The 25107-nt window shown below is 39.9% G+C and carries 27 protein-coding genes; 19 read left to right on the top strand and 8 right to left on the bottom strand.

Features of this window, described 5'->3' with window-relative positions:
* Window positions 1-7: 7 nt before the first annotated feature.
* The 5 genes from ACOFKR_RS09125 to ACOFKR_RS09105 all read left to right on the top strand — a co-directional run bounded on the left by ACOFKR_RS09125 (window position 8) and on the right by ACOFKR_RS09105 (window position 3881).
* Complete coding sequence (locus tag ACOFKR_RS09125) at window positions 8-757, top strand: HisA/HisF-related TIM barrel protein (RefSeq protein ID WP_419803634.1); 750 nt, start codon at window positions 8-10, stop codon at window positions 755-757.
* Window positions 754-1518, top strand: a complete 765-nt coding sequence (gene hisF, locus ACOFKR_RS09120; protein WP_419800489.1) for an imidazole glycerol phosphate synthase subunit HisF — start codon at window positions 754-756, stop codon at window positions 1516-1518. The genes ACOFKR_RS09125 and hisF overlap by 4 nt, the downstream gene beginning before the upstream one ends.
* 39 nt (window positions 1519-1557) lie before the next feature.
* Window positions 1558-2139, top strand: coding sequence for a bifunctional phosphoribosyl-AMP cyclohydrolase/phosphoribosyl-ATP diphosphatase HisIE (gene hisIE, locus ACOFKR_RS09115; RefSeq protein WP_419800488.1), 582 nt, complete (start codon window positions 1558-1560; stop codon window positions 2137-2139).
* 98 nt (window positions 2140-2237) lie between these two features.
* Window positions 2238-3146, top strand: coding sequence for a WD40 repeat domain-containing protein (locus tag ACOFKR_RS09110; RefSeq protein ID WP_419800487.1), 909 nt, complete (start codon window positions 2238-2240; stop codon window positions 3144-3146).
* Window positions 3147-3260: 114 nt separating this feature from the next.
* A complete protein-coding gene (locus ACOFKR_RS09105; RefSeq protein WP_419800486.1) occupies window positions 3261-3881 on the top strand; it encodes a DUF4142 domain-containing protein in 621 nt (206 codons plus the stop codon).
* Between the two features lie 64 nt (window positions 3882-3945).
* On the opposite strand, the gene ACOFKR_RS09100 is transcribed toward ACOFKR_RS09105, so the two are convergent.
* The gene (locus ACOFKR_RS09100; RefSeq protein WP_419800485.1) at window positions 3946-4710 is read right to left on the bottom strand and encodes an NlpC/P60 family protein; all 765 of its coding nucleotides are present in this window, start codon (window positions 4708-4710) and stop codon (window positions 3946-3948) included.
* 62 nt (window positions 4711-4772) lie between these two features.
* On the bottom strand, window positions 4773-5126 hold the full coding sequence (locus ACOFKR_RS09095; RefSeq protein WP_419800484.1) for a 4Fe-4S dicluster domain-containing protein: 354 nt from the start codon (window positions 5124-5126) through the stop codon (window positions 4773-4775).
* A gap of 118 nt (window positions 5127-5244) precedes the next feature.
* Here ACOFKR_RS09095 and ACOFKR_RS09090 point away from each other — a divergent pair, with 118 nt between their 5' ends.
* From ACOFKR_RS09090 to dnaJ, 5 genes are all read left to right on the top strand, one after another.
* Window positions 5245-6267: an acyl-CoA reductase gene (locus tag ACOFKR_RS09090; protein ID WP_419800483.1), complete on the top strand. Its 1023-nt coding sequence runs from the start codon at window positions 5245-5247 to the stop codon at window positions 6265-6267.
* A gap of 83 nt (window positions 6268-6350) precedes the next feature.
* Window positions 6351-6554, top strand: coding sequence for a fructose-6-phosphate aldolase (locus ACOFKR_RS09085; protein ID WP_419800482.1), 204 nt, complete (start codon window positions 6351-6353; stop codon window positions 6552-6554).
* Between the two features lies 1 nt (window position 6555).
* Window positions 6556-7239 (top strand): cell division ATP-binding protein FtsE, encoded by a 684-nt coding sequence (locus ACOFKR_RS09080; RefSeq protein ID WP_419800481.1) that lies wholly within the window; start codon window positions 6556-6558, stop codon window positions 7237-7239.
* 217 nt (window positions 7240-7456) lie between these two features.
* Window positions 7457-8077 carry a nucleotide exchange factor GrpE gene (locus ACOFKR_RS09075; protein WP_419800480.1) on the top strand — a complete coding sequence of 207 codons (621 nt, stop codon included), beginning with the start codon at window positions 7457-7459 and terminating at the stop codon, window positions 8075-8077.
* A 93-nt stretch (window positions 8078-8170) separates the two neighbouring features.
* Entirely contained in the window at window positions 8171-9343 is a 1173-nt protein-coding gene (gene dnaJ, locus ACOFKR_RS09070; protein ID WP_419800479.1) for a molecular chaperone DnaJ, read from the top strand.
* 45 nt (window positions 9344-9388) lie between these two features.
* On the opposite strand, the gene ACOFKR_RS09065 is transcribed toward dnaJ, so the two are convergent.
* Both ACOFKR_RS09065 and ACOFKR_RS09060 read right to left on the bottom strand, forming a co-directional pair.
* Window positions 9389-11407, bottom strand: a complete 2019-nt coding sequence (locus ACOFKR_RS09065; protein ID WP_419800478.1) for a M1 family metallopeptidase — start codon at window positions 11405-11407, stop codon at window positions 9389-9391.
* A gap of 93 nt (window positions 11408-11500) precedes the next feature.
* Window positions 11501-13804 (bottom strand): PAS domain S-box protein, encoded by a 2304-nt coding sequence (locus ACOFKR_RS09060; protein ID WP_419800477.1) that lies wholly within the window; start codon window positions 13802-13804, stop codon window positions 11501-11503.
* 155 nt (window positions 13805-13959) lie between these two features.
* On the opposite strand from ACOFKR_RS09060, the gene ACOFKR_RS09055 reads away from it, so the two are divergent.
* The 3 genes from ACOFKR_RS09055 to ACOFKR_RS09045 all read left to right on the top strand — a co-directional run bounded on the left by ACOFKR_RS09055 (window position 13960) and on the right by ACOFKR_RS09045 (window position 16786).
* Window positions 13960-15471, top strand: a complete 1512-nt coding sequence (locus tag ACOFKR_RS09055) for an ATP-binding cassette domain-containing protein (RefSeq protein WP_419800476.1) — start codon at window positions 13960-13962, stop codon at window positions 15469-15471.
* A gap of 136 nt (window positions 15472-15607) precedes the next feature.
* Entirely contained in the window at window positions 15608-16132 is a 525-nt protein-coding gene (locus tag ACOFKR_RS09050; RefSeq protein WP_419800475.1) for an acyl-CoA thioesterase, read from the top strand.
* Between the two features lie 135 nt (window positions 16133-16267).
* Entirely contained in the window at window positions 16268-16786 is a 519-nt protein-coding gene (locus ACOFKR_RS09045) for a hypothetical protein (RefSeq protein WP_419800474.1), read from the top strand.
* Between the two features lie 106 nt (window positions 16787-16892).
* Here the strand turns inward: ACOFKR_RS09045 and ACOFKR_RS09040 are convergent, their stop codons facing one another.
* Entirely contained in the window at window positions 16893-18005 is a 1113-nt protein-coding gene (locus tag ACOFKR_RS09040) for an AI-2E family transporter (RefSeq protein ID WP_419800473.1), read from the bottom strand.
* A 190-nt stretch (window positions 18006-18195) separates the two neighbouring features.
* Between ACOFKR_RS09040 and ACOFKR_RS09035 the strand changes: the two genes are divergently transcribed.
* Window positions 18196-18408: a hypothetical protein gene (locus ACOFKR_RS09035; protein ID WP_419800472.1), complete on the top strand. Its 213-nt coding sequence runs from the start codon at window positions 18196-18198 to the stop codon at window positions 18406-18408.
* 53 nt (window positions 18409-18461) lie between these two features.
* On the opposite strand, the gene ACOFKR_RS09030 is transcribed toward ACOFKR_RS09035, so the two are convergent.
* A complete protein-coding gene (locus ACOFKR_RS09030; protein ID WP_419800471.1) occupies window positions 18462-19322 on the bottom strand; it encodes a nucleoside phosphorylase in 861 nt (286 codons plus the stop codon).
* A 122-nt stretch (window positions 19323-19444) separates the two neighbouring features.
* Window positions 19445-19765, bottom strand: a complete 321-nt coding sequence (locus tag ACOFKR_RS09025) for a DUF6799 domain-containing protein (protein ID WP_419800470.1) — start codon at window positions 19763-19765, stop codon at window positions 19445-19447.
* A gap of 213 nt (window positions 19766-19978) precedes the next feature.
* On the opposite strand from ACOFKR_RS09025, the gene ACOFKR_RS09020 reads away from it, so the two are divergent.
* From ACOFKR_RS09020 to ACOFKR_RS09000, 5 genes are all read left to right on the top strand, one after another.
* Entirely contained in the window at window positions 19979-20917 is a 939-nt protein-coding gene (locus ACOFKR_RS09020; RefSeq protein WP_419800469.1) for a helix-turn-helix domain-containing protein, read from the top strand.
* 96 nt (window positions 20918-21013) lie between these two features.
* Window positions 21014-21778: an SDR family NAD(P)-dependent oxidoreductase gene (locus ACOFKR_RS09015; RefSeq protein WP_419800468.1), complete on the top strand. Its 765-nt coding sequence runs from the start codon at window positions 21014-21016 to the stop codon at window positions 21776-21778.
* A 701-nt stretch (window positions 21779-22479) separates the two neighbouring features.
* Entirely contained in the window at window positions 22480-22689 is a 210-nt protein-coding gene (locus ACOFKR_RS09010) for a hypothetical protein (protein WP_419800467.1), read from the top strand.
* Window positions 22680-23072 (top strand): type II toxin-antitoxin system VapC family toxin, encoded by a 393-nt coding sequence (locus ACOFKR_RS09005; protein WP_419800466.1) that lies wholly within the window; start codon window positions 22680-22682, stop codon window positions 23070-23072. Before ACOFKR_RS09010 ends, ACOFKR_RS09005 begins: the two co-directional genes overlap by 10 nt.
* A 22-nt stretch (window positions 23073-23094) precedes the next feature.
* The gene (locus tag ACOFKR_RS09000; protein WP_419800465.1) at window positions 23095-23310 is read left to right on the top strand and encodes a hypothetical protein; all 216 of its coding nucleotides are present in this window, start codon (window positions 23095-23097) and stop codon (window positions 23308-23310) included.
* 20 nt (window positions 23311-23330) lie between these two features.
* Here the strand turns inward: ACOFKR_RS09000 and ACOFKR_RS08995 are convergent, their stop codons facing one another.
* Entirely contained in the window at window positions 23331-24998 is a 1668-nt protein-coding gene (locus ACOFKR_RS08995; protein WP_419800464.1) for a DUF262 domain-containing protein, read from the bottom strand.
* Window positions 24999-25107: the final 109 nt, after the last annotated feature.

The following is a 25107-nucleotide window of genomic DNA, read 5'->3' as shown; positions in this document are numbered from 1 at the left end:
ACACAAAATGTACATCATCCCCGCTATAGATATTTTAGATCAGAAAGTGGTGCGCCTGCGAGAAGGCGATTATGCACAGGTAACCAATTATGATGTTACGCTGGAAGAAATGATCGAAAAATATCAGGCCAACGGAACAGATTTCATCCATATTATTGATTTAAACGGTGCAAAAGGCGATTTTAGCAACCAGGAATATTTGTTCAACATCATCCGAAAAACGGAGATGAAAATACAATACGGTGGTGGCGTGCGTAGTATTGAGAAGGTGAAAGAGCTGATCGATGCTGGTGTTCACCGTGTAATTGTAGGCACACAGGCCATTACTAATCCAACTTTTCTGGATGAGCTAAGTACTTCTTTTATCGGGCAAAAAAACTGCGTTGATCATGTTGTGATTGCCATCGATGTGCTGGACGAAGTGATCAAGTATTCTGGCTGGATGGAAAGCTCGCCGGTAAAGCTGACGGATTATGTGGACCGTTGCCTGCGTTTGGGTTTTTTCAGGTTTTTATGTACCGATATCAACAAAGACGGAAAACTGAGCGGTGCCGGGATTGAATTGTATGGAAAACTGCTGGACCATTCCCCTTTTATCAAACTGATTGCTTCCGGTGGTATAAGTTCGATGGAAGACATTAAAAACCTGAGTGCAATCAACGTAGAATCTGTGGTGGTTGGCAAAGCGATTTACGAAAACCGGATCTCGGTAGAAGAAATACAGGAGTGGAATTTGAGAGCGATGGAGACTTTATGAACGGAGGACTTGCCAAACGCATCGTTCCTTGCCTTGACGTAAAAAACGGCCGTACGGTAAAAGGCGTCAATTTTGTGGATTTGCGCGATGCCGGTGATCCGGTAGAACTGGCCTGGCAATACTCACAGCAAGGTGCGGACGAACTGGTTTTTCTCGACATAACAGCTACGCACGAACGGCGGAAAACCATGGTCGAACTCGTTAAAGCCGTTGCACGAAATGTCAATATTCCGTTTACCATTGGTGGCGGAATCAATGAAATTGCAGATGCGGACGTACTTTTAAACTCCGGTGCAGATAAAATTTCGATCAATTCCGCAGCAGTGCGTAATCCAAAACTGATTGATGAACTGGCCAAAGCTTTCGGTGTACAATTCGTGGTAATTGCAGTTGATACAAGACACGTCGGCAACCAAAACTTGGTGCATTTGAACGGCGGTCGCATAGCTACAGAACACGAAACTTTTACCTGGATAAAAGAAGCACAGAGCCGTGGTGCAGGAGAAATCCTGTTGACATCCATGGATCATGACGGTACAAAAATCGGTTTTGATTGTGGTTTTCTGAAGCAAATTAACGATCAGATCGGTATTCCGCTGATTGCTTCCGGCGGTGCAGGCAACCAGCAGCATTTTGTAGATGTTTTTAAAGATGCCGGTGTTGATGCGGCTTTGGCGGCTTCGGTTTTTCATTATGGGGAAATTTTGATCCCGGATTTGAAGCAGACTTTAAAACAGCATAACATTGAAGTAAGGATCTGACCAAAAACAAAATGCTTCTTTTACAGCATAAAAATCAATATGAATTTCGATAAAAATACAGGCCTTTTGCCAGTTATCATACAAGACGAGCAAACCTTGGAAGTGCTGATGCTCGGATATATGAACCAGGAAGCGTTTGATAAAACTTCCGCAGAAAAAATCGTAACCTTTTTTTCACGCTCCAAAAACCGGCTTTGGACGAAAGGCGAAACCAGCGGTAATTTTTTGCATGTAAAAGAAGTATTTCTGGATTGCGACGAGGATACGATTCTGATCAAAGCAAAAGCCGACGGACCGACTTGCCACACCGGTTCGCGCAGTTGTTTTAAAACCGAGCATAATCAGAATTTTATTTTTGAACTGGAAAATATCATTGCTGATCGATATGAAAATCCGCAGGAAGGTTCGTACATCAATAAAATGCGCAAAAAAGGCTTGAACAAAATTGCCCAGAAAGTTGGGGAAGAAGGCGTGGAAACCGTAATTGCAGCCTTAGCGGAAACAGAATTTGGCCTGATAAACGAAGCATCGGATCTGGTTTTTCATTTGCTTTTTTTGTTGCGTGAGAAAAATGTCAGTTTGGAAACGATTGCCAGGAATTTGGAAGCGAGGCACAGATAAAGTAGTTGCGGGTTACCTGTTTTTAGTTTATACTAAACCTGAAATCTTAAACTTTTATTTCCGCTCAAACCGACAACACGCAACTCACAACTGATCAAATGCAAGTTGAAAAATCCGCAGAACTTTCCGGCCACCAAAATCCAATTTACGCTTTGGCCGTTTCCCAAAAACCAGGCATTATTTTTACAGGCGGAAACGATAAAGGCGTGGTAGAATGGAGCTTGCAAAACAATGCTTTTATCAAAGTAATGTTTCCGGTTCCCACTTCGGTTTACAGCATTCATTGTCCGGAAGGTTTTCCGCTTTTGTTTGCCGGATTGCGCAACGGTGATATTTTTGTGTTCGATTTTATTCAGCAAAAAATCATTTCAACCTTAAAAAATCACCAAAAACCGATTTTTGACATCAAATCTGTTCCGGGCAAAAATGAATTGTTGGTTGCATGTGAAGATGGTTCAGTTTCTGTTTGGAACCTGGAAGATTTGAACTTAGTACATTCGATCCAGGTTTCGGCAGATACGGTTCGTTGTATTGGCATTTCCCCACAAAATAAACAGGTGGCTTTTGGCTGCCGCGATAATACTGTTCGGGTGTACGATCTGGAAGATTATACGCCGGTTAAAACGTTGAACGGACATACTTTACCTGTTTTTTCGCTGGCCTACGAACCTTCCGGCAAATATTTGGTTTCCGGTTCGCGGGATGCACAATTAAAAATCTGGGATTGTAAAAGTTTTGACCTTATCCAAAACATCTCGGCGCATTTGTTTGCGGTCAACAGCATTGCCTTCCATCCTACCCAACCCTATTTTGCCACGGCAAGTATGGACAAAAGCATTAAAATCTGGGGCAGTGATGATTTTAAACTGTACAAAATCATCAGCCGGGAAAAAGGGATGCCGGTTCATCGTCTGTCTGTCAACAAAATTGCCTGGAGTTTGGATGGAAATAAATTGATTTCGGTGAGCGATGACAAGATGGTGATGAGTTGGGCTTTCCGGTTTTAAAAAACCGAAAAACACATACTTCTTTTATCGCCTAAATTTTTCCGAATTATATTTTTTTTAACTTAAACAATCTGATTATTAGTCCTGTTAGTTAAATGTAAAAACAGTTTTAAAATGAAAAAAATGAAAAAGTTAAATTTATTTATTTGTGCGGCTGCAGCAGCTTTTGCACTGCAAGCTTGCAACAGTTCTAACAAAAGCAGTACGGAAATGGCGAAAGATTCTAACGCCAACAAAGACACTTCTGCAATGACTTCATCTATGGACACAACTGCAAATGTTGCCGGTGGCGTAATGAAAGTTGACAAAGACGACGCAGACTTTGCAGTTGAAGCCGCAAATGGCGGTATGGCAGAAGTTGCGATGGGAAAACTGGCAGAACAAAAAGCCATGTCACAGTCTGTTAAAGATTTTGGTGCGAAAATGGTTAAAGATCATAGCATGATCAACGATAAAATGAAAGCTTTGGCCAAAGAAAAAAACATTACTTTGCCTGATAGTGTCGGGAATGATGCGAAGCAGAGCATGATGGATTTAAGTAAAAAATCTGGTAAGGACTTTGATAAAGCCTATGTAGATGCTATGGTAAAAGATCATGATCACGATGTAAATGCATTTGAAAAAGAAATAAAAAATGCAAAAGACCCGGCAGTAAAGTCATTTGCCGAAAATGCTTTGCCAACCTTAAAAGAGCATCAATCAATGATCAAATCTATTCAAAGCAAGATGAAATAAGGTTTGCTTTTTAAACCAAAAAAAGGGGATTGGATTTTAAAAATCCAATCCCCTTTTTTATGTGCTAAAAGAAGCGTTTGATAATGCGCAGCCGGTGCGTATATTTTTTTTGTGCTGCCGAATAAATTCCCTGATCGTCAATACGGTCTATTTTTACGCTTCCCGAAGCATGGATAATTCGCTCATTATCAAGCATAATGCCAACATGAACAATGCGCCCGGCCTCGTTATCAAAAAATGCCAGATCACCTGCTTTTGCGGCTTGCAGAAAATCTACCGGAGCACCTTGCTCTGCCTGCTGCCAGGCATCACGTTTAATTTCTACCTTAAACTGCCGGAATACCGACTGCGAAAATCCGGAGCAATCAATACCGAAATGTGTACGGCCGCCCCATAAATACGGCGTGTTTAAATAGGTTTTAGCGTAATCAACCAAGTTGTTTTGCTCAGGTTGAAGCGGGTTTTGCAGTTCAAAAACAGTATCGGCAATAATAAATTTTTGATTGGATAATTTAGGCAAACAACTTCCGGCAGGTAAAAACAGTATGGAATTCTCATCATTTCTGCGGATGATCGTTACAGGTTCATGCGTTAATTTCACAGGTTTTTGTCGGAAGTTTATGTACGCATCTTCCTCTACCAAAACACATTGAATGGCTTGAACCCAGCCTTGGTATTGATCGTTTTCAGTTTCGATCTGCAGCCATTGCCCCTGCTTTTCCAGCACTTTAAAACACTCTCCAAAAAGCAGTTGCGATACTTGCTGCGATCGATGTGCAGGCTCCTCCCGCAAAGGCACAATGGCCAGGTTTATAATTCCGTGTTGCATTTTTTACCTATAAAAAAAGGGAATACAAACTGCATTCCCTTTCAAATCTATTTAAATTAAAATTAACCTTCTACGTGCAGCCATGATTTTTTGGCCAGCAGTTCTTCCTTTGATTCGCGCACATCTTCGTCATCAACACAGCAATCAACAGGGCAAACAGCGGCACATTGCGGTTCGTCGTGAAAACCTACGCACTCTGTACATTTATCAGAAACGATATAATACACCTCATCAGAAATTGCTGCGTTCGGTTCTTCGGCATTTAAGGTAGAACCATCACCAAAATCGATCACGCCTTTTAAAGATGTCCCCTCAGAAAACTTCCAAGCCGCGCCGGCATCATAAATGGCATTATTGGGGCATTCCGGCTCGCAGGCGCCACAGTTGATACATTCGTCAGTAATTTTAATTGCCATAACTCAATCCTTAAAAAGCTAAATGATACATTTGCGATAAACAATGAAATTGCCTCTACGCAATGTTTTGCAAAGATAACAAAAATTGCATTTTCAGGTTTTAAGCTTTGCTATTTATATGTCAGAATTGATTAAGTCAACCCTTGCAGAAACTTTGTCTGCCTTAGGCGAAAAATTGTTGTTTCCTTCCGAAGAATTGCTGCAACTGATTGACCGCGAACGGCAATACAACGCCTGGTTTACGCCCGAAAACGTGCTGCAGGCCGTAAAAGCCATTGGTAAAATGCTGAACACTAATGATTTGGAACAATGGCTTCCCGAAAATGCCAATGCTGTTTTTACCGGCAAAAAAGTTGGCTTGGTGCTGGCCGGTAATATTCCGCTGGTGGGGTTCCATGATGTGCTTTGCGTGTTGGTTTCCGGTCATTTTGCCATGATAAAGGCTTCCGCAAATGATTCAGGCTTAATTAGTTACATTTTAAAACAATTAATTTTGCTTGAACCAGGGTTTGCCAGCCGTTATGAATTTACAGAACGTTTGGCAAATTTTGACGCCGTAATGGCCACCGGGAGCAACAATACTTCTCGCTATTTTGAACATTATTTTGGCAAAGTGCCCAACATTATCCGTAAAAACCGCAATAGCTTGGCAGTGCTTTCGGGTGATGAAACCGAAGCTGATCTGCAAAAAGCAGGTCATGATATTTTTGATTATTTTGGGTTGGGCTGCCGCAGCGTTTCCAAAATCCTGGTTCCGCAAGGTTATAATTTCGGGCAATTTTTTCGGGCAATCGAATCTTTTCAGCCCATCATCAATCACCATAAATACAACAATAATTACGACTACAATAAATCCATTTATCTGGTAAACCAGGACCCGCACCTGGACAACGGTTTTTTATTGCTGAAGCAGGACGAGAAAATTGCTTCTCCGCTGGCCGTGGTTTTTTATGGTTTTTATGCTGATTTGGATGATGTAAACTTCCAGCTAAACCAGCAGCAGGAAGCGGTACAATGTGTGGTTAGCAAAATGCAACTTACTGCAAATGTGAAGGTTGTGGATTTTGGTGAAAGCCAGCAACCAAAACTTTGGGATTATGCAGATGGCGTAAACACAATGGATTTCTTAAAGTCGATATAAAATTATAGGTGCTAAAAGAAGCATCGCACAAAATCAAAAATCAACCCGAAAAAACATTGTATAAATTTTAACTTTGGCGGCACATGTACATCATCAAAGTAAAAGGAGTGGCCAAAATACCGGATTATGTGCAGCTGCGTGATGAGCAGTTTACTTTGCTGGCCTACTTTCGGGTTGACCGGCCGGATAAATCATTAGATAAACTGGGTTTGGCGGATAAAGCCGGGCAAATTATGGAAATTGTAAAAGACCTGCCTTTTGGTCAAATCTTAAAACTGGAACTTTAAAATGATTGGCGACACCGTTATTCAATTGCAAAACATCGACGTTTTTCAGCAAAAACATTTGGTACTTTCTGATGTGAACCTGGAAATCAACAAAGGCGAATTTGTTTGGCTGATCGGCCAGACCGGTTCCGGGAAAAGCAGTTTGCTGAAAGTTTTGTACGGCGATTTGCACTTAACGAATGGCGACGGACACGCAGGCGGCTATAACCTTAAAACGCTGGCCAGTAAAGACGTTCCTTTTTTAAGACGCAAATTGGGCATTGTTTTTCAGGATTTTCAGTTGCTTTCGGATCGTTCAGTGGAAAAAAACCTTGAATTTGTGTTGAAAGCGACCGGCTGGAAAGACAAAACCAAGATCAGTGAGCGCATCCGGGATGTGCTTGAAAAAGTTGGTTTGCGATCAAAACTTCGGAAAATGCCACACGAAATTTCCGGCGGCGAACAGCAGCGCGTGGTTATTGCACGTGCTTTGCTAAACGAGCCGGAACTGATCCTGGCCGATGAACCTACCGGAAACCTTGACCCAAACACTTCCGAAGAAATTGTAATGCTGCTGAAACAGATCAGCCTGAGCGGAACTTCTGTACTGGTGGCCACGCACGATTATCATATTATCCGCACCTTCCCTTCCCGGATTATAAAATGCGAGAACGGCAAAGTGATGGACCACACGGAGTTTGTTTGAATTCAGGCGTTAACAAGCATCTTGTCAGGGATTACTAATAAGTTGTTTTCATTTTGTACAATACTGTTTTTATGCCGGTAAAAACAGTATCGCTCTGCCAAATTGCTGTCAGGCGTAATTTTTGAAGCGACAAAATAAAACCACATCATTTCTGGTGCCTGACAGCCTGACGGTTTTTTTTGCATGGCAGGAAACTTGTTGTCCCAAAAACTACATTATGAATTTTAATGATATCCTGAAGAAGATGAAAAAAGAAGAACCAACTTCAACAGAAAAAAACACGAACATGGACGAGATTTTTGATGAATTTCAGCAGGTAAACGAAGCACGCCAGAATCAGAAAAACGAAACAGAAGGTTCTGACAATGAAAATGTTGATACAGAATTTTCTGCTGAAGATAAACATAAAGAGGAACTGGCTTTGGCCAATGATAAATTTTTGCGTTTATATGCCGAATTTGATAATTATAAACGCCGTACATCCAAAGAACGTGTAGAGCTTTTGCAAACAGCCGGTAAAGATGTAATTGTGTCTTTGCTGCCGGTTTTGGATGATTTTGAACGTGCAAGCCGTGCCATTGAAAACGCAAAAGATGTTTCTGCCGTAAAAGAAGGCGTGAGTTTGGTTCATAACAAACTTAAAAATCTGTTAAGCCAGAAGGGTTTAAAAGAAATGTTGTCTAAAGGGCAGCCTTTTGATGCAGATATACATGAAGCGGTTACCAACATCCCGGCACCCTCTGATGATTTAAAAGGCAAAGTAGTGGATGTTTTGGAAGAAGGCTATTTGCTGAACGATAAAGTGATCCGCTTTGCAAAAGTGGTAGTAGGCGCATAAAATTTAAGAAAGGCAATGGCTTTTAGTTCAAGTAGTTTGTGTGATAATTATCTGTTAACAACCGATTGCTGACGACTAAGAGCTGATAAAAAGATGGCAAAAAGAGATTATTACGATATACTGGGCGTTGCAAAAGGTGCCGATCAGGATGAGATAAAGAAGGCTTACAGAAAGATGGCCATTAAATATCATCCTGACAAAAACCCAAACGATAAACAAGCTGAGGAAAACTTTAAAGAAGCTGCAGAAGCTTACGAGGTTTTAAGCAAGCCCGACAAACGCCAGCGGTATGATCAGTTTGGCCACGCAGCCAACGCACAATCGCCAAATGGTGGTGGTTTTGGCGGAGGCCCGGGCGGGATGAACATGGAAGATATTTTTAGCCAGTTTGGGGATATTTTCGGCGGTGGCGGCGGTAGTCCATTTGAAAGCTTTTTTGGCGGAGGCAGGCAAAGTGGTGGCGGACAACGTGTTACACGTGGGACAAACCTTCGGATCAAAGTAAAACTAACCCTAGAGGAAATTGCCAACGGTGTAGAAAAGAAAGTTAAAGTAAACAAACAAGTGCTTTGTGATACCTGTGACGGCACGGGTGCAAAGGATAAAGCATCGTTTCAAACCTGCAAAACCTGTGGTGGTTCCGGTGCGGTCCGTCGGGTAACCAACACCATTTTAGGCCAGATGCAAACCACCAGCACCTGCCCTACCTGCAACGGCGAAGGTTCCACCATTACTTCAAAATGCACAGTTTGTCATGGCGACGGAATTGTTCGGGGTGAAGAAACTATCAGCATAAACATCCCGGCCGGTGTAAGTGAAGGTATGCAACTGAGCATGAGCGGAAAAGGAAACGCTGCCCCTCGTGGCGGTGTTTCAGGGGATTTAATTATTTTAATTGAAGAAATCCCGCACGAAACTCTGAAACGCGATGGCAACAACATTATTTTCGATCTGCACGTTAATTTTGTGGATGCCGTTTTAGGAACGAGTGTGGAAGTGCCGACAATTGATGGAAAAGCAAAAATCAAGATAGATCCGGGAACACAGGGCGGAAAAATCCTTCGCTTAAAATCAAAAGGAGTACCGGAAGTAAACTCCTATCAGCGTGGTGATCAATTAGTGCACATCAACATCTGGACACCCAAAATCGTGAGTCGTGAGGAACGTGATGTTTTGGAGAAATTACAAAATTCGCCCAACTTCAAACCGAACCCGGGCAAAAACGAAAAAAGTTTTATTGAAAGGATGAAAGAATATTTTGAATAACACTGATTTTTACCCGATAAAAACAGTATGAAAAGAGCAATTGGTTTAACGGCCAATCGCTCTTGTTTTATTGATGACCTTTGTGTTCAATTTAACGCCTTCTTTAAAAATATTGTTGCCGCGATTAACGTCCGGCAATTGATGGTCAGGGTCAATCTCAATATATTGAACACGACTGGTTGACGGATATTTAAACGTCCAGCTTCCGCCGCGCTGCCAAATTTCTACCGGTAAACGAAGTATTTCTGTTTTTCCATTAGCCTGAGTAATTTTCAGATCAACCGGCATAGCGGCTTTTTCCAGGTTTTCTATCGTGATGATGGCACCATGCGAAGGTGTGCCCAAAACATATTTTACACCTGTAACGGCTTGGTCAAGCTTCCAATCGGTAAAAAACCATTGCTTCCAAAACCAGTTCAAATCTTCGCCTGCAGCATTGTTCATCGATCTGAAAAAATCGTAAGGCAGCGGATGTTTCATGGCCCAATTGTTTATGTAAACGTTAAAGGCATAATCAAAACGCTCGGGCCCCAAAACCACGTTGCGCAACATATCCAAACACAAAGATGTTTTGTTGTAATAAAGGCCGTAATCATTCAAATTCATGGCTTCGGGCGGCGTCATCAGCGGATCGGCTGCGGTTTTCATTTGCTGAGCTATAACTTTTGCAGGCCGGATTTCGGGGTGAAAATATTCGCCTTTGTTAAACTGCTGGCTGGCATATTGGTTTATAAACGTGTTAAAACCTTCATCCTGCCACATGTATTTCCGCTCGTTGGAACCAACGATCATCGGGAACCAGTTATGGCCGATCTCGTGTGTAACATCTCCCCACAAAGCTTCGTTTTTCAGGTTGTGCAAACAAAAAATAATCCCGGGATATTCCATTCCCAAAGCTACTCCGGAAATGTTTACAGCCGAATTCCAGGGATATTCTAAATAAGCTTTTGAATAGATTTCGATGCTGTTTTTAAGGTACTCAGTTGATCGCCCGAAAGCATGATCACCCGAACTTTCTACCGGATAAGCCGATTGTACAATAATTTTCCGGCCGGAAGGCAAGCTTACTTTTGCCGCGTCCCACATAAATGCTTTGGAAGCTGCCCAGGCAATATCACGGCTGTTTTTCATATTGAAATGCCAGGTAAGCGTGCCATTTTGCTTCAAATGTGTTTCAGGTTTGCCTACTTCATCTTTGCTGATAACCGTTACCGTTTGGTCGCTTTCGGATGCTTCTTTTAGGCGGTAAATTTCGTTCTTTGTCAGCACTTCTGCCGGGTTCTGCAAATCCCCCGAACCGAAAACCAGCATATCCGCAGGCGTGGTAATGTAATAATCAAAATCGCCATACTCGCAGTAAAATTCGCCTAAACCCATGTATGGCAGTGTGTTCCAACCTTCGGCATCATCGTAAACACACATCCGCGGATACCATTGTGCCATTTCGTAGATATAACCGTTACGGGTTTTTAACCTTCCCATCCGATCGGCACCATATAGCGGGATGGCAAAATCATAATCAATTTCTACCTTAACCTGGCCGCCATGTGCCTCTAAAGGTTCGCTTAACCGCAGCTGCATCCGCGAATCTGTTATCACCGGTTTTATCGTATAAGTTTTATTTTGATAAGTGATTTTTACAGAATTGATTTGATAACCGCCTCTGGCAAAACCGCTTACATCAAACCGGTCTCCGTTTACAGGTGTAGTTGCCGCGCCGCGCGAATCAGGCTTAAACAGATTTTGATCCAACTGCAGCCATAAATAATTTAACTTGTCCGGACTGTTGTTGGTGTAAATAATGCTAACGTTGCCGCTCAGGGAAGTGTCTTTTTCATTAAGCGATGCATGGATGGTATAATCGGCTTTGTTTTGCCAGTATTTTTCGCCCGGACTTCCGTTTGCTGATCGGATTTCGTTTGGCGTATATGGCCAGTTTATCGGCCCGAACAAATCCAGATGATTATATTTAGCACTATCCACCTTCTGCGCTTTACAACCGATTACAGAAAAAACAACAGATAAAACGCAGGTAAACAAATAGTTACTTTTAATAGAATACATATTTTTTATAAAGAAGGACCAGCAATTGAACAACTGTTTTAAAGTTGATGCTGTTTTTAGCACCTAAATTTTAGCTTAATGGTAAAGTAGCGTTTATTTTTCGGATATTTCCTGTTCAATTTTATGATTGATATTGTGGATAATCTCATCCAGATGCTGCGTGCAGGTGTTCATCATGCTGATGGCTTCGCTGCGTTCCGTTTCATCTTCCGTTTCATTTATCAAATTTATCAAACCTAAAATAGAAGCAACCGGCCGCCGCAATTCGTGCGAACTCATCCAGGCAATATTTTTTAAAATCTTATTTTGCCGGCTTATTTTTTCTGCCTTTTCTTTCCGGACCGTAATATCAGTGTGGATGGAAATATAACCATCAGGCTTTCCGTCTGGTGTAAAAACTGGTGTAAATTCTATATTTACCCAATATTTTTTTCCATTTTTGTTGTAGTTGATAATTTCGTAAGAGAAATTTTCCTGTTTTTTTTTGGCATCAATGATTGATTTTCCAATGCTCAAATCGGTTTCTGGCCCGAATAAGATTTCCTGCGGATACTTTCCGGCAACTTCGCATAAGGTGTAACCCGTGCAGTTTTCAAATGCTTTGTTTACCCAGCTAATCTTGTTGTTAACATCCTGGATAACAATCATGTTGTTTACTTTGGTGATGATTTCTGCCAAGCGTTTGTTTTCACCATCAAAGCGTTTTAACTGGTCAATGTCTTTAATCGCCCCGATCATCCGCATAAATTTCCCGCTGGCGTTAAATTGTAAATAACCCTGATCATACACATATTTATACTGATGGTCATTGGTTTTCACCCGATATTCTAACCCGTAATTTTCTTTTTTTTGATGGATGGCAAATTGGTAACCGCGCACAACAGAAGTTAAATCATCATCATGTATCCTGCTTTTCCACCAATCCACATTTTGCCGGTTTGGGTTTTCCCCCAGGTGCAGCAGTTCGGTAATATTATCACTGTATTCAATACTTCTGCGCCGTACATCATAATCATAAATCACATCATGCGTGGCTTTTGCCACCAAATCATAGCGTTCCAATGCTTCTTTTAGCAGTAAATCTTTCTGCTTGATACCGGTAATATCTGAAAAATATACGGCCAGGCCATCATCTGTTGGGTACGCATTTACACAAAGCCATTTTTGATTTTTGGGGAAAAACTCTTCAAACTGTAAGAAAACCCCTTCCTCTAATACTTTCTTTAAATATGTATAAAATTTGCTGTTTTCTTTGCCTGGAAATAAATCATTGTAATGCCTGCCGATCATTTGTTCCCGACTGCAATGAAGTAAGTTTTCGCAGTTGACATTAGCTTCCGTGAAAATCCAGTTGCAGTTGATCGAGCAATAGCCGTCGTTGATATTGGCCAGTGTGTTTTTAAACAGATTAGAATATTTGTTTTTTTCAATCTGTACCAGCTTTAGTTCGGTCAAATCCTGCATCGTGCCCAAAACCTTAAACATTTTGTTGTTTTGATAGTGCATTTTGCCCAACACTTTCACATATTTAATTTCCCCTTTCCCGGTGATGTAGCGGTGTTCGATATCTAAATCCCTGCCTAAAAGAAACAGGTTTTCAACAGCTTGATTGTACAATTCCAGGTCATCCGGGTAAACACCCTGCAAAACGCGCTCTTTCGTAATTTTTTCTGCCGGATCAAGATCAAAAATCTGATATAATTCATCCGTCCAGATCAGTTCTCCGCTTTCCATAAAAAATTCCCAGCCGGAAACCCTGGCCAGCTTTTCGGTTTCCTTTAGCTTTTGCCTTTCTTCCAACAAAGCATTGTTCATCTGCTTTAACTGCTGTTCATGCTTTACTTGCCCGGTTGTATCGGCAGCTAGCACCACAACCGCATTTTTTTGATTAAAAATTATTTTGTGTGAAATGATATTGACATAAATTTCTGTTTTGTCTTTCTTTATCTGCCGCCAGATACCGCTCGCAAAATAGTGATCGGTCATCGGGTTATATAAATCCGGTTTTATATTATCCTCCACCGGATGAATATCTTTTACAGACATGGCCAGAAATTCTTTTTCCGAATAGCCATAAGTTTCAACCGCTGCTTTGTTTACCAATAAAAACCTGAAAGAAACCGGATCGTAAATCCACATTGGGTTGGGATTGCCCAGATACATCTTTTGATAATCGGCTTCCCGCAGTTCAATAATTTTGTTGTTTGTTTTAATCAGTTTTATAATAAGCAAACCGCCAGCCAGCACAAAGCAGAACGGTCTGCAAAACACAATCAATTCTATAATTTCCGGACTTATTTGCCGGTTAAAAAGTATTATAAAACCTCTTGTTAAAATCAACCAGCACAAGCAAAACAACAAATACCCGATAACAAACTTTACAATACTTATTTTCATTAACCTAAATTAATGCTGAACATAAACCTGTTAAGCTTGCGCCTTAAAACCATTGCAAGTGTATATTTAGGTGTGATGCTTTTTTTGTTCATTTTAAATTTCGGATTTAGCTTGCATATTGTATTTTTTAAAGACCTTCGGTACAAAATACCAAAATGCCAGCAAAAAATATTTTAACATTAAGCCATGTACGTGTGCGCCAAACCACTTCTACGATATTTAACGAGCTAAGTTTAGAAATTAAAGCAGGCGAAAACTGGGCTTTGATCGGTAAAAGCGGATCCGGAAAAACAGCCTTGCTGCAAACTATTGCCGGTAATATGCCTGTTTCGGGCGGCCAGATCATATATCATTTTTATGAAGGTGCGAAGCAAAATTTTTTGGCCGATGCTTCTTTTACCGCACAAAAAATGATGGCGATGGTTGCATCCAAACATCAGTTTAAAACGCTGTCCAACACTAAAGATTTTTATTATCAGCAACGATATAATTCATCAGATGCTGATGATGCGCCAACGGTACAACTTTATTTAAACCAGTTGCCAAAAAGTAAAATTTTAAACCCAACCTGGAACTTTGATTATACGGTTAAAAAGTTAAACTTGGAATTTTTACTGGACAAACAACTCATCAAGTTATCCAACGGCGAAACCAAAAGATTACTGCTTGCGGCGGCATTGTTAAAACATCCAAGTTTGCTTTTGCTGGATAATCCGCTTACAGGTTTGGATGTCCAATCCCGCGCAGTTTTTAATAATTTGCTGACCGAAATCAGTCAAAGCGGGATTACAATTATAATGGCCACTTCGCCGCAGGAAATTCCGGATGCAATTACCAACATTGCAATCTTAGATCAGCAGCAGATCAAAAAAACAGTGCTAAAAGAAGCATTTGAACCTAAAAGTTTTAGGCCTGATGAAGCTTGTGTTGATACCAACGAACTGAAAGATTTACTTTCGCAAAAACCGGATGCTTCTTTTAGCACAATAATTTCGATGGAAAACGTAAACATCCGTTATGATAAAAAACAAATTTTGAACAACATTACCTGGAAGGTTTTGCCAGGCGAAAAATGGGCTTTACTTGGATCAAACGGAGCCGGAAAATCTACCTTGTTAAGTTTGATAAACGGCGACAATCCGCAGGCTTATGCCAACAACATTGTATTGTTTGATCGTAAACGCGGTAGCGGCGAAAGCATCTGGGACATAAAAAAGAAAATTGGTTTTGTATCGCCGGAATTGCATCAGTATTTTCCGGGAGAAAGTTCGTGCCTGCAAGTTATCGAATCTGGGTTTTATGATACGCTGGGTTTGTTCCGGCCGTCTAATCCGCAACAATCCAACATAGCTTTGCGCTGGATGAAACTCCTCCGGATTGAAAACAACGCCCGTAAACTTTTAAAAAATGTTACCGCAAGTACACAGCGTTTGGTTTTGCTGGCGCGCGCATTAGTCAAAAATCCGCCGTTGTTGATTTTTGATGAACCATGTCAGGGTTTGGACGAACAACAACAGCAGCATTTTAAATATCTGCTGGAAATGATCTGTAAAAACAGTAACACAACTTTAATTTATGTTACGCATTATCAGCAGGAAATCCCGAATGTGGTTAATCAGATTTTGAGATTGGAGAAAGGGAAAATGGTTGTAGGTGATAGTTACTAAACTATAGCTGATATATAATTGTTCATGTTAGATGAAATTTGTTGATTGTTTTGGAAATGTTGTTCCTCATTTGTAAATAAGCTATGAACCATTAACTATAATCCATGAACAAAACGCAAACCTTATCTTTGCCGACATGATTGCTAAAAAAGCCAGTGTTTCGCACACGATAATGAACGAGTTGATTTTGCCGAATGATACCAATATGCTGAACAACCTGATGGGCGGCCGGATGCTGCACTGGATGGATATTGCGGCTGCCATTTCGGCACAAAAGCATTGCAACTGTCTGGCTGTCACAGCTTCTGTGGATAGCGTTTCTTTTAAACATGCGGTAAAACTGGGAGATGTGATCAGCATTGAAGCGCAAGTTACGCGGGCTTTTAACACTTCGGTTGAAGTCAGGCTGGTAGTTTCGGCGCAAAACATTCCTTCGGGCACAACGATCAAAAGCAACGAAGCTTATTATACTTTTGTAGCAATTGATGCCCAAAATAAACCGGTGCAAGTGCCGGAACTGATCCCGGAAACGGAAGAAGAAATGGCACTTTTTGCCGGTGCCATGCAACGCCGGCAGTTGCGCCTGATTTTGAGCGGCAAAATGAAAATACACGACGCCACTGAACTGAAAGATTTTTTTTATGGTGCAGGCACGCATTAAACCTTTGTTGCCGCGTTATGTCTTTGCTTGTTAAATTTTGTTAAAGTGCAACTTGGGCTTATACTTTAATGGTTGCAGAAGCTTTAATTTGACCTAGTTACAAGTTTGAACAAAATGCCTTTTTATATTTAAGCTATGATCTTCCGCCGGTTGCTGTTTTTATCCATGTTTTTATTTTTTGCCGGTAAAAACAGCATCGCCCAAAAGCTTAAAACATATAAAGATGCGGCCAACCGTTTTGAAATCACCATCCCGGAAACTTGGCTGGTGACTAAATCAAACCCAAAACTAAAGTTTATTGCCATCCGTCCGCAAAGTGCTGATTTTAAATCTGTTCCGGAAAACATTAACCTGAATTTTATTGATGCGCCGAATGCAAGTTTGGACGCTGCTTTTGCCATGTCTGAAGAATCCAACAGTGCTTTGGAAGGCTTTATTGCCGTTACAAAAAAAGGTACGGCTACAAACGGCCGCTACAAATGGTATGTGGACACGCACAAAGATTTGCAAAGCGGAATTGTAATGGCTACAATTGTGTTTGTGTTTTATCAGCAGCAAAAAGCGATTTTACTTACCTGCACGGCATCCAAAGAAAACTTTGAAAAATATAATCCTGTTTTTTTCAAAATTGCAAGTTCGCTTAAATTGCATTAAACCGAATGCTTCTTTTAGCATATAAAATAAGTCGAGGATTCAAGTTTCGAAGTTGTTGCCGGTAAATTGTGAAGCCTTCGGTCATGCTTTTTTTATCTACCTAAAATTAGTGCTTTTGCTTTGTGAACCAGCCTTTAATTTTATCCATAAAAGAAGCATCGTCCTCTTTTCCATTATCTTCACTGCCGATTAAAAAGCCATAAGGTTTTAAGGGTTCGATATGATCAAAAACAATTTTGACCATGCCCAATAAAGGTATGGAAAGCACCATGCCGCCAACGCCCCAAATGGCCTCGCCCAAAATAATGACCATAATGGTAAACAGCGGGTTTACATCAACATCTTTGCCCACTACCAACGGCTGCAAAATATAACTCTGGATAAACTGCACCGAACCATAAACCGCCAGCACACCGATAACCATGCTACTGCCGCCGCCCTGCGCCAAAGCCATCAGCACAGTTAAACTGGTGCCGGTAATGTTGCCCACAAACGGAACGATCTCTAACGTGCCGCACAAAATGGCAAAAAATATGGCATTTTGTACGCCAACTATAGAAAATCCGATGGCGTACATTACCCATAAACAAGCAATCATTTTGGCCAAACCGGAGATGTATTTTTGTACAACTTCCGTGCTTTGGTCAATGATGATCAGCGCGTTGCCTTTATCTTCCGGTTTAACCAGTTTGAGAATGAACTTTTTAAAATGGCTGCGCGAATTGATAAACAGAAATATATAGATCAAAACGATGATGGCGGTGGTTAACGTGCCCAAAAACGAACCGGCCAATCCGGCAAAATAAGTGGCAATAGTGCCCGCTGTGGATGAGCCTTGTTTTTGGATGATCTGTTTTTGCTGCTGCACGGACACACCAAAACTTTGCTGCACGTAATCTTTTACTTCGTTGTAATATTTGGTGGCCTGCTGTTCAATCTGGTTAAAATTTGTTTCGATGTTGGAGACACGCCAGCTTACCAAACTAATAAAACCGACAACCACAATCAGCAAAACCAACACGCAAAGCACAGCGGCCACGGTGCGGTTCATGCCTTTCTTTTCCAGCCATTGGCCAAAAGGTAAAAACAGCATGGCCAGCACGCCTGCCAAAGCAATGGGCACCAAAAAGCTTTTGGTAAAATATAATCCGGCAAAAACCAAAAACAACAAAAACAGGGTTTGCACCGCACGAGACAATAAAGGTTGGGGTTGATTCATGCCGGGCAGACAGAAATAACTATGCCAATTGTAAACAACTGGTTACAATATTTTCTTCGCGGAAGGAAATAATACCGGTAAAAACAGCATCAGCAAAAAGGTTTAGCCAGAAAAACTATAAATTTTATGGCTAAACCAAGCTTTAAACCGTTGCTCTAAAAATCATTGATCACCCTAAAAACAAATGATTATGAAAATGCTTAAAGTAACCCTGATCGCCCTGCTGGCTTTTTTAACTTTTGATGTAAGCAGTGCTTCTGCAGCAAACTATTTTAATCGCCGCGACCGCGAAATCCGTCGCCATGAACGTTGGGAACGCCGCCATCATCGTGAACATTTTGACAGGAGGTATGACCGCGGGCCAAGAAACTATTATCACCGCGATTATGGCCGCCGATATTAAATAAGCTTTATAAAACCTGCTCAACGGCAGGTTTTTTTATTTTCGAGCCAAAATTAAAGCCGGTCCAAAATTAATTTAATAGCATGATTGATCGCCAGTTGCGGGTTTTTGCTGAATTGAAGGCTGACGCGGTTGGCCAAAATCACGTTAACGGACAAAGCCTGATGGCCCAAAACCTTTGCCAGCGCGTAAATACCGGCGGTTTCCATTTCGAGGTTGGTGATTTTTTGTTGCTGATGCTGAAATGATTGCAGCTTTTCTATAAAATTGGGAACTGCGTTTGCAGCCCGTACCTGCCTGCCCTGCGGCGCATAAAAACCGGGCGCAGTAGCGGTAATCCCCGAAGGCAAACCAAAGCCGATTTTTTGGACCAAACTTAAACTTGCCGCTGTTAAATACGATTTCGGCAAATTTATACCGGTAAAAACAGCATCCAAGTGCTGGAGCAGTTCGGCTTCCTGATCGGTGTTTTGTTTGGGATAAAAGTTCATCAAAGCATCAAAACCCAAACCATAATCCGCAATTAAAACCGAATCCAACGGAATATCTGCCTGCAATGCTCCGGAAGTGCCAAGGCGGACGATATCCAAACTAAGCAGTTTATCTTTCACCTTTCGTGTGGCAAAATCAATATTTGCCAGCGCATCCAGTTCATTCAGCACAATATCAATATTGTCTGTGCCGATGCCGGTAGAAATCACGGTAACCCTTTTTTGCCCGAGCCAGCCCGTGTGTGTCAAAAATTCACGCTTGCCTTTTTTCAAGTCGATGCGGTCAAAATACTTGCTCACCTGTGCAACCCGGTCCTGATCGCCAACGGTAATAATGGTTTCGGCCACATCTCCGGGCAGCAGGTTTAAATGATAAACGCTGCCATCGGGGTTTAAAATCAAATCAGTTTCCGGGATAGTCATCTTTCGGACAATAAAATCTTTATCATAAAACGAGGCTGAAATTTACCTGCTAAAAGAAGCATCAAAACAAAAAACCCGAAGCTTTTGCCCCGGGTTTTCAAAAAGTTTATTACAGATCAGCTTTACATTTTCATGTGATCTTCCATCGGCATCTTATCAACTTTGCCGCTCATCATCACACTTTGGCCGTCTTTCAGCATCATGGTTTTGCCGTCTTTCATTTTTACGGTTCCGTCGGCCATTACTTTTGTGCCGTTTTTCATGGTCATGGTTGAGGTAAGCGGCATGGTTTTTCCATCTTTCATACACATCATTTTGCCATCTTTCATCATCACACAGTTTTCCATTTTCATGGATTTGTGGTCCATTTTGGCCATTTTTTGTTGCGCCATTGCGCTGCAGCTTACTACTGTGGCAAATACAAAAACAAGTATCTTTTTCATAATTTTTAATTTTATCAATAATACGGAAATTATCCGTCAGCGTTTTGTTTTTAACCTGATTTTTTACAAATTTTATTAAATTTTAGGTGCTAAAAGAAGCATCGATATTTTGTTTACGGCCATTTAAAATATTGGCACACAAGCCTGTTTTTGTTGTACGGTAAACCGTATTCTTAAAATTGATATATTTGATTTTTGTAAACATCTGAAAATATGGAAACTTTAAAAAGCACTTCGCTTGATGAATTTTACGAACAGGCCGCAGAGTTTACCGGCAAAGAGATCAGCGCGCTTTTGCCGCCGGACATCAACAAAGAAATTGGCCATTTTAACGTTTTTGATATTGCCGAAACCATTGAAGAGGTAAAGCGAAAAGCGGTGATGCCGTACAACCGGCGTGCGTATTATAAAATCAGTTTGATCAGCGGAAGAAGCGTGGCCGAATATGCGGACAAAGTGATCGATACTGAAAAAAACGCCTTGCTGTTTGCCACGCCAAAAGTGCCTTACCATTGGGTGCCAAAAGACCAGGACCTTTCGGGCTGCTTTTGTGTTTTTACAGACGAATTTCTGGTAAAAAACAAAAGCGGCCTGGTGCTGGATGACTTGCCGATTTTTAAAGCAGGCGGTTATCCGGTTTTTCAAATCAATGATGTTGAAGCAGAAGAAATTACGCATATTTTCGGCAAAATCAAAAAAGAAATCATCTCCAATTATGCCTACAAGTATGATCTGATCCGTAATTACGTAACCGAACTGATCCATTACGGCCAGAAATTGCAGCCCATTACTTCCCTTTATCCCAACACCAACGCTTCTGCCCGCGTAACTTCTTTGTTTATAGAGTTGCTGGAGCGGCAGTTCCCGATTGAATCCCCACATCAAAAACTGCAGTTGCGTACCGCCAAAGATTACGCCGAAAGGCTGGCCATACATGTTAACCACCTGAACAAAGTTTTAAAAGAAAACACCGGCAAAACCACTACCGATATTATCGGGAACAGGATTATCCGGGAAGCTAAAATCCTGCTGAAACAAACCGGATGGAACATTTCTGAAATTGCCTATACGTTAGGTTTTGAAGAGGTGGCGCATTTTTCCAACTTCTTTAAAAAGCAGACTTCGGTTACGCCGCTTTCGTTCCGTTCTTAAGCCAATATTTGAATCTTGCAAGCAATGGATTGAAGTTTGCAAAACAGGTTTATCAGTAATGCTGATCTTTGTGCTGTTAATTTAAAACATAAAAACATGGCAGCAAACAGTAAAATAGCATTGGTTACCGGCGGCAGCCGCGGACTTGGAAAAAACATGGCCATCAGCATTGCCAAAAAAGGCATTGATGTGGTGCTGACTTACAACAGCAACAAAGATGAAGCAGACAAAGTTGTAGCGCAGATTGAAGCCTTAGGACAAAAAGCTTTTGCCCTGCAACTGGATACCAGCAATGTAAAAGCATTTGATGATTTTGTCGGGAAAATGACCGGCCATTTGCAAGAGAAAACAGGCAGCCCGAATTTTGATTTCCTGATCAACAACGCCGGGACAGCCTTATACGCGCCTTTTGCAGAAACCACCGAACAGCAGTTTGATTACGTAATGAACATCCACTATAAAGGCGTTTTCTTTTTAACACAAAAAGCCCTGCCGTTTTTAAACAACGGCGGCCGGATCATCAATATTTCTTCCGGTTTGGCGCGTTTTTCTTTCCCCGGTTCTTCGGCTTACGGTTCCATGAAAGGTGCAATTGAAACACTTACCCGTTATTTGGCAAAAGAATTAGGTCCGCGGGGAATTGCGGCAAATATAGTTGCGCCCGGTGCCATCGAAACTGATTTTGGCGGCGGCCACGTGCGCGATGATGAAGCAACCAACAAACAAATAGCCAGCGTAACTGCCTTAGGCCGTGTTGGTCTGCCAGATGATATTGGTGGCGTAGTTGCGTTTTTGTGTACTGAAGACGCCAAATGGATTAACGGCCAACGCATTGAAGTTTCCGGCGGAATGATGTTGTAATACGATTTAATTTTAGGTGCTAAAAGAAGCATCTTTATATTTCAGGCTGAAGAAAACGGTTTTAACAGAACTGTTTTTATCAGCCTTTTTTGTGTGATTTGTTTTAATATGAGTAATGAGTTAGAACTACAATTTTGTGCAGCCTTTCTCTGGTTTAGAGCGGAATGAGTTTTGAAAAGACATGACGTTTTCGTGTGGAGAATGAACGTTTTCCAGTGGAGAAAGAGGCTTTTCTAAACGGGAATGTCCACTTTCCTGCGTGTATTTTGCTGTTTCCTGTTTAGAAAAGCCTATTTCCTGACGAGAATCCAGGCTTTCCTGTGGAGAAAACGCTGTTTCCCCTTTAGAAAAGCCTCTTTCCTGCGGAGAATCTGGTTATTCTCCGCAGGAAACAGGGCTTTCTCCGCAGGTTAATGGCCTTTCCCGTTAGGAATTTGCTGTTTTTATCGAGGGTTTTTGCTTTGTTTATTAAAGGTTTGCCTTATGCTGACGGGATGGCTTACTAACCTATAGGTTATAACTCTTATTAAAACATGCGGTGAACAGATAAAGCACTTACATCAACTATTGTTAATACGACCAGCTGTTGCAGGTAATCAAGTAATTGATCTGCTATATCTTTTTTGGTTATCATTTTAAAGTTTTTAAGCCTCAAAACCAGGAGAATAGGATTATTTACAAATAAACCATAAATTTAAAACATGATACAAACCGTAACGATAGACATTATCAACGACAAAGCCTTAAAGCTTTTGGAGGATTTAGAGCTTTTGCAACTGATCCGTTTACACAAAGATGAAGCTAAATCTAAAGCAATAATTAATGTTGACAAATATAAGGGCAGCATGACAAAACAAACTTTGGCGGAAGTTGACAGCCAATTGAACGAATTGCGTAACGGATGGGAATAGAATATATTTGCGATACTAATACTGTTATTTACTTTTTGCAGCAACAGTTTCCACCTTCGTCTGAAAAATTTATGGACGATTTATTTCTAAACCAACAACCCATTATTTCTGCCATTACAGAAATAGAATTGCTGTGTTGGAAAACTACTAACGAAAAAGATTTAGCAGCCGTTCATAATTTTATCGACATAACTAAAGTAATAGAACTGGAACAACCAATTAAACTTAAAACCGCTGAAATACGCAAACAACATAAAGTAAAATTACCGGATGCTATTATTTCTGCAACTGCACTTATATATGATCTTACTTTGATTACACATAATGTTGGTGATTTCAAAAATATTAGAGGTTTAAAAGTTGTTGATCCTTTTAATGCATAAAATAAACTTTAACAATACTTAGATGAGTACAAAGACTTTTAATGATAATAACAAAAGAATAATCAACAATATTGAAGAATCGTTGCAAACAATTATTCAACAAAAAGATATTATCGTTAAACTTAACAGATATGAAGATGCTGCCAAGCTAAGAGATATCGAGAAATCACTTATTGAAATTCAAGAAAAATTAAAAGAATTTCGCTTACCTGCCTATTTAGATGTTTACAACATTTGACAATTAAATAGAAAGCGTATTTATAAGTTGGTAGTGTCAAAATACTCTTTTACAAAATTAGAAATATTAGTATGTCTTTCTTGAATTTCAGTTTCTTTCCATTGTGATTTTGCTCTAATTTCAGTATAACTAGACAGTGCAGTATCTTGATAAAGTTCCTTTTTATTTTCAAAGGGTTTATTATTAAACTTACTATTCTGGATATTAGTTAATAAGGATAGGTTTCCTGCTTTATGTAGATAATTATTTGTGAAGTTCTCAGAATTTTTTTCATTAGCTGGTTTTTGAGGTTGAATATGTTCAATTGTGTAATTATCGTATTGGTCTTTATCTAATAAAACCCCAGAGTTTTTTTTAATCCTTATACTGTTTTCATATTGCCATAATACAAACTTTATAACACTTCTATGATAATGATTATTCTGATTGTCAAAATGGTTTACTATTAAGTTTTTAAAATTTTCATTGTTATTCCAGTATCCTTTAAAACCATTTCCAGTTGCATTTTTAATGCTTTGATATAAGTTACTTATATTATAATTGTCACTTTTGTCAAAATATTTTTTAGAAAAATCAGGTAAATGGTCTGTCCGATAATCGCCTAATTTTAGTTTAAAACAAAGAATTTCTAAAAGTTTTAATATTCTTTTATAAGTATCTCCTGAATTTTCTTCATTTATAAAAAGTGTTAACAAGACTATTTTCCAGTTGGCTTCATTACCAACAAAGAAAAGATTTATTATTCCTAATTGATTTTTATTATTTACAATACGTTTGGCACAAAGTGTCAATTCTACAAAGTTTTCAAAAAATAATTTTATCCATCTTGTTTTGTTTTCTTCTTTACCCAAACGTTCTTTAATAGCTTCAAGATTTCCTCCAGTATTATAGAACAAGCTACAGTAGTTACTTAATAATTCATTCTCAGAAAAGTATCCTTCAACTGCTTCAATATTTCTGTATGCTTTAGAAATTAAAAATTGAATTTTATTAATATCATTATTTGCTTGATTAACATCTAAACTTTGGATATAAATTTGATGCATTAAGTAAGCTTTAATTATTTCAAAGCGTGATAACTCTTTCCCGCGATTATTTTGATATTCGAAAACTTGTGTTGCTTCAATTTTATTTGAAATGAAAAATGTACTAATTACTGCATTTTCCAATGTCCCTTGAATTAACTCTAAACTTTCTATATCAAGTTTATTTAATTTTTCTACAAAAAATTCATAGGCTTCAACGATTCTTTTTTGTGAGATTGTGTCAGTATTATCTACTTCTGGAACAAGATGTTTTTGAGTAACTTTTTTAAACAAGATTTGATCTTCATCCACCGTTTCAAACAAATCTTCTCGAAAATAAATTTGATAGATGCTATCAGTATTTGTCCCTTTCGAATATAATATTTTTGTAATAGCAGAAATAAATATAATAGTTGTTGTAAGTCTTTGTTGTCCATCTATTATGAAAAGTGTATGACCTACTTCTTCAAATAGAAATTGCCCTAAATAATAAGTTTTTCCCTTTTGTTCTAAAAGATCTTCAAGAAATTGAGAACAATGTTTTGTCTCCCAACTAAAAGCTCTTTGATAAGCTGGAATTCTGATGCTTTCAGAACTTTCAAAAAGTTGTTTTATGTTTTTAGAAGTATTTTTCTCTGTATTAGTTATCTGGTTTTCTTGCATGATTAAAACAATTTTTTGTTTTTATTAAACAAAGTTTATATAAATAAAGCAACATTTACTTACTTTACACCGCTGGACTATGATGTTTGCGGTTTGGATTTTTTGAACA

This window comes from Mucilaginibacter sp. (genome assembly GCF_965201005.1).
Taxonomy (GTDB): Bacteria; Bacteroidota; Bacteroidia; order Sphingobacteriales; family Sphingobacteriaceae; genus Mucilaginibacter_A.
The sequence above is the reverse complement of the archived record's forward strand: the minus strand, read 5'-3'. Positions and strand labels throughout refer to the sequence as shown.

Bases quoted from the DNA above. Each gene is read 5' to 3' on its own strand.
- ACOFKR_RS09125 (WP_419803634.1), top strand. From the start codon at position 8: ATGTACATCATCCCCGCTATAGATATTTTAGATCAGAAAGTGGTGCGC.
- hisF (WP_419800489.1), top strand. From the start codon at position 754: ATGAACGGAGGACTTGCCAAACGCATCGTTCCTTGCCTTGACGTAAAA.
- hisIE (WP_419800488.1), top strand. From the start codon at position 1,558: ATGAATTTCGATAAAAATACAGGCCTTTTGCCAGTTATCATACAAGAC.
- ACOFKR_RS09110 (WP_419800487.1), top strand. From the start codon at position 2,238: ATGCAAGTTGAAAAATCCGCAGAACTTTCCGGCCACCAAAATCCAATT.
- ACOFKR_RS09105 (WP_419800486.1), top strand. From the start codon at position 3,261: ATGAAAAAAATGAAAAAGTTAAATTTATTTATTTGTGCGGCTGCAGCA.
- ACOFKR_RS09100 (WP_419800485.1), bottom strand. From the start codon at position 4,710: ATGCAACACGGAATTATAAACCTGGCCATTGTGCCTTTGCGGGAGGAG.
- ACOFKR_RS09095 (WP_419800484.1), bottom strand. From the start codon at position 5,126: ATGGCAATTAAAATTACTGACGAATGTATCAACTGTGGCGCCTGCGAG.
- ACOFKR_RS09090 (WP_419800483.1), top strand. From the start codon at position 5,245: ATGTCAGAATTGATTAAGTCAACCCTTGCAGAAACTTTGTCTGCCTTA.
- ACOFKR_RS09085 (WP_419800482.1), top strand. From the start codon at position 6,351: ATGTACATCATCAAAGTAAAAGGAGTGGCCAAAATACCGGATTATGTG.
- ACOFKR_RS09080 (WP_419800481.1), top strand. From the start codon at position 6,556: ATGATTGGCGACACCGTTATTCAATTGCAAAACATCGACGTTTTTCAG.
- ACOFKR_RS09075 (WP_419800480.1), top strand. From the start codon at position 7,457: ATGAATTTTAATGATATCCTGAAGAAGATGAAAAAAGAAGAACCAACT.
- dnaJ (WP_419800479.1), top strand. From the start codon at position 8,171: ATGGCAAAAAGAGATTATTACGATATACTGGGCGTTGCAAAAGGTGCC.
- ACOFKR_RS09065 (WP_419800478.1), bottom strand. From the start codon at position 11,407: ATGTATTCTATTAAAAGTAACTATTTGTTTACCTGCGTTTTATCTGTT.
- ACOFKR_RS09060 (WP_419800477.1), bottom strand. From the start codon at position 13,804: ATGAAAATAAGTATTGTAAAGTTTGTTATCGGGTATTTGTTGTTTTGC.
- ACOFKR_RS09055 (WP_419800476.1), top strand. From the start codon at position 13,960: ATGCCAGCAAAAAATATTTTAACATTAAGCCATGTACGTGTGCGCCAA.
- ACOFKR_RS09050 (WP_419800475.1), top strand. From the start codon at position 15,608: ATGATTGCTAAAAAAGCCAGTGTTTCGCACACGATAATGAACGAGTTG.
- ACOFKR_RS09045 (WP_419800474.1), top strand. From the start codon at position 16,268: ATGATCTTCCGCCGGTTGCTGTTTTTATCCATGTTTTTATTTTTTGCC.
- ACOFKR_RS09040 (WP_419800473.1), bottom strand. From the start codon at position 18,005: ATGAATCAACCCCAACCTTTATTGTCTCGTGCGGTGCAAACCCTGTTT.
- ACOFKR_RS09035 (WP_419800472.1), top strand. From the start codon at position 18,196: ATGAAAATGCTTAAAGTAACCCTGATCGCCCTGCTGGCTTTTTTAACT.
- ACOFKR_RS09030 (WP_419800471.1), bottom strand. From the start codon at position 19,322: ATGACTATCCCGGAAACTGATTTGATTTTAAACCCCGATGGCAGCGTT.
- ACOFKR_RS09025 (WP_419800470.1), bottom strand. From the start codon at position 19,765: ATGAAAAAGATACTTGTTTTTGTATTTGCCACAGTAGTAAGCTGCAGC.
- ACOFKR_RS09020 (WP_419800469.1), top strand. From the start codon at position 19,979: ATGGAAACTTTAAAAAGCACTTCGCTTGATGAATTTTACGAACAGGCC.
- ACOFKR_RS09015 (WP_419800468.1), top strand. From the start codon at position 21,014: ATGGCAGCAAACAGTAAAATAGCATTGGTTACCGGCGGCAGCCGCGGA.
- ACOFKR_RS09010 (WP_419800467.1), top strand. From the start codon at position 22,480: ATGATACAAACCGTAACGATAGACATTATCAACGACAAAGCCTTAAAG.
- ACOFKR_RS09005 (WP_419800466.1), top strand. From the start codon at position 22,680: ATGGGAATAGAATATATTTGCGATACTAATACTGTTATTTACTTTTTG.
- ACOFKR_RS09000 (WP_419800465.1), top strand. From the start codon at position 23,095: ATGAGTACAAAGACTTTTAATGATAATAACAAAAGAATAATCAACAAT.
- ACOFKR_RS08995 (WP_419800464.1), bottom strand. From the start codon at position 24,998: ATGCAAGAAAACCAGATAACTAATACAGAGAAAAATACTTCTAAAAAC.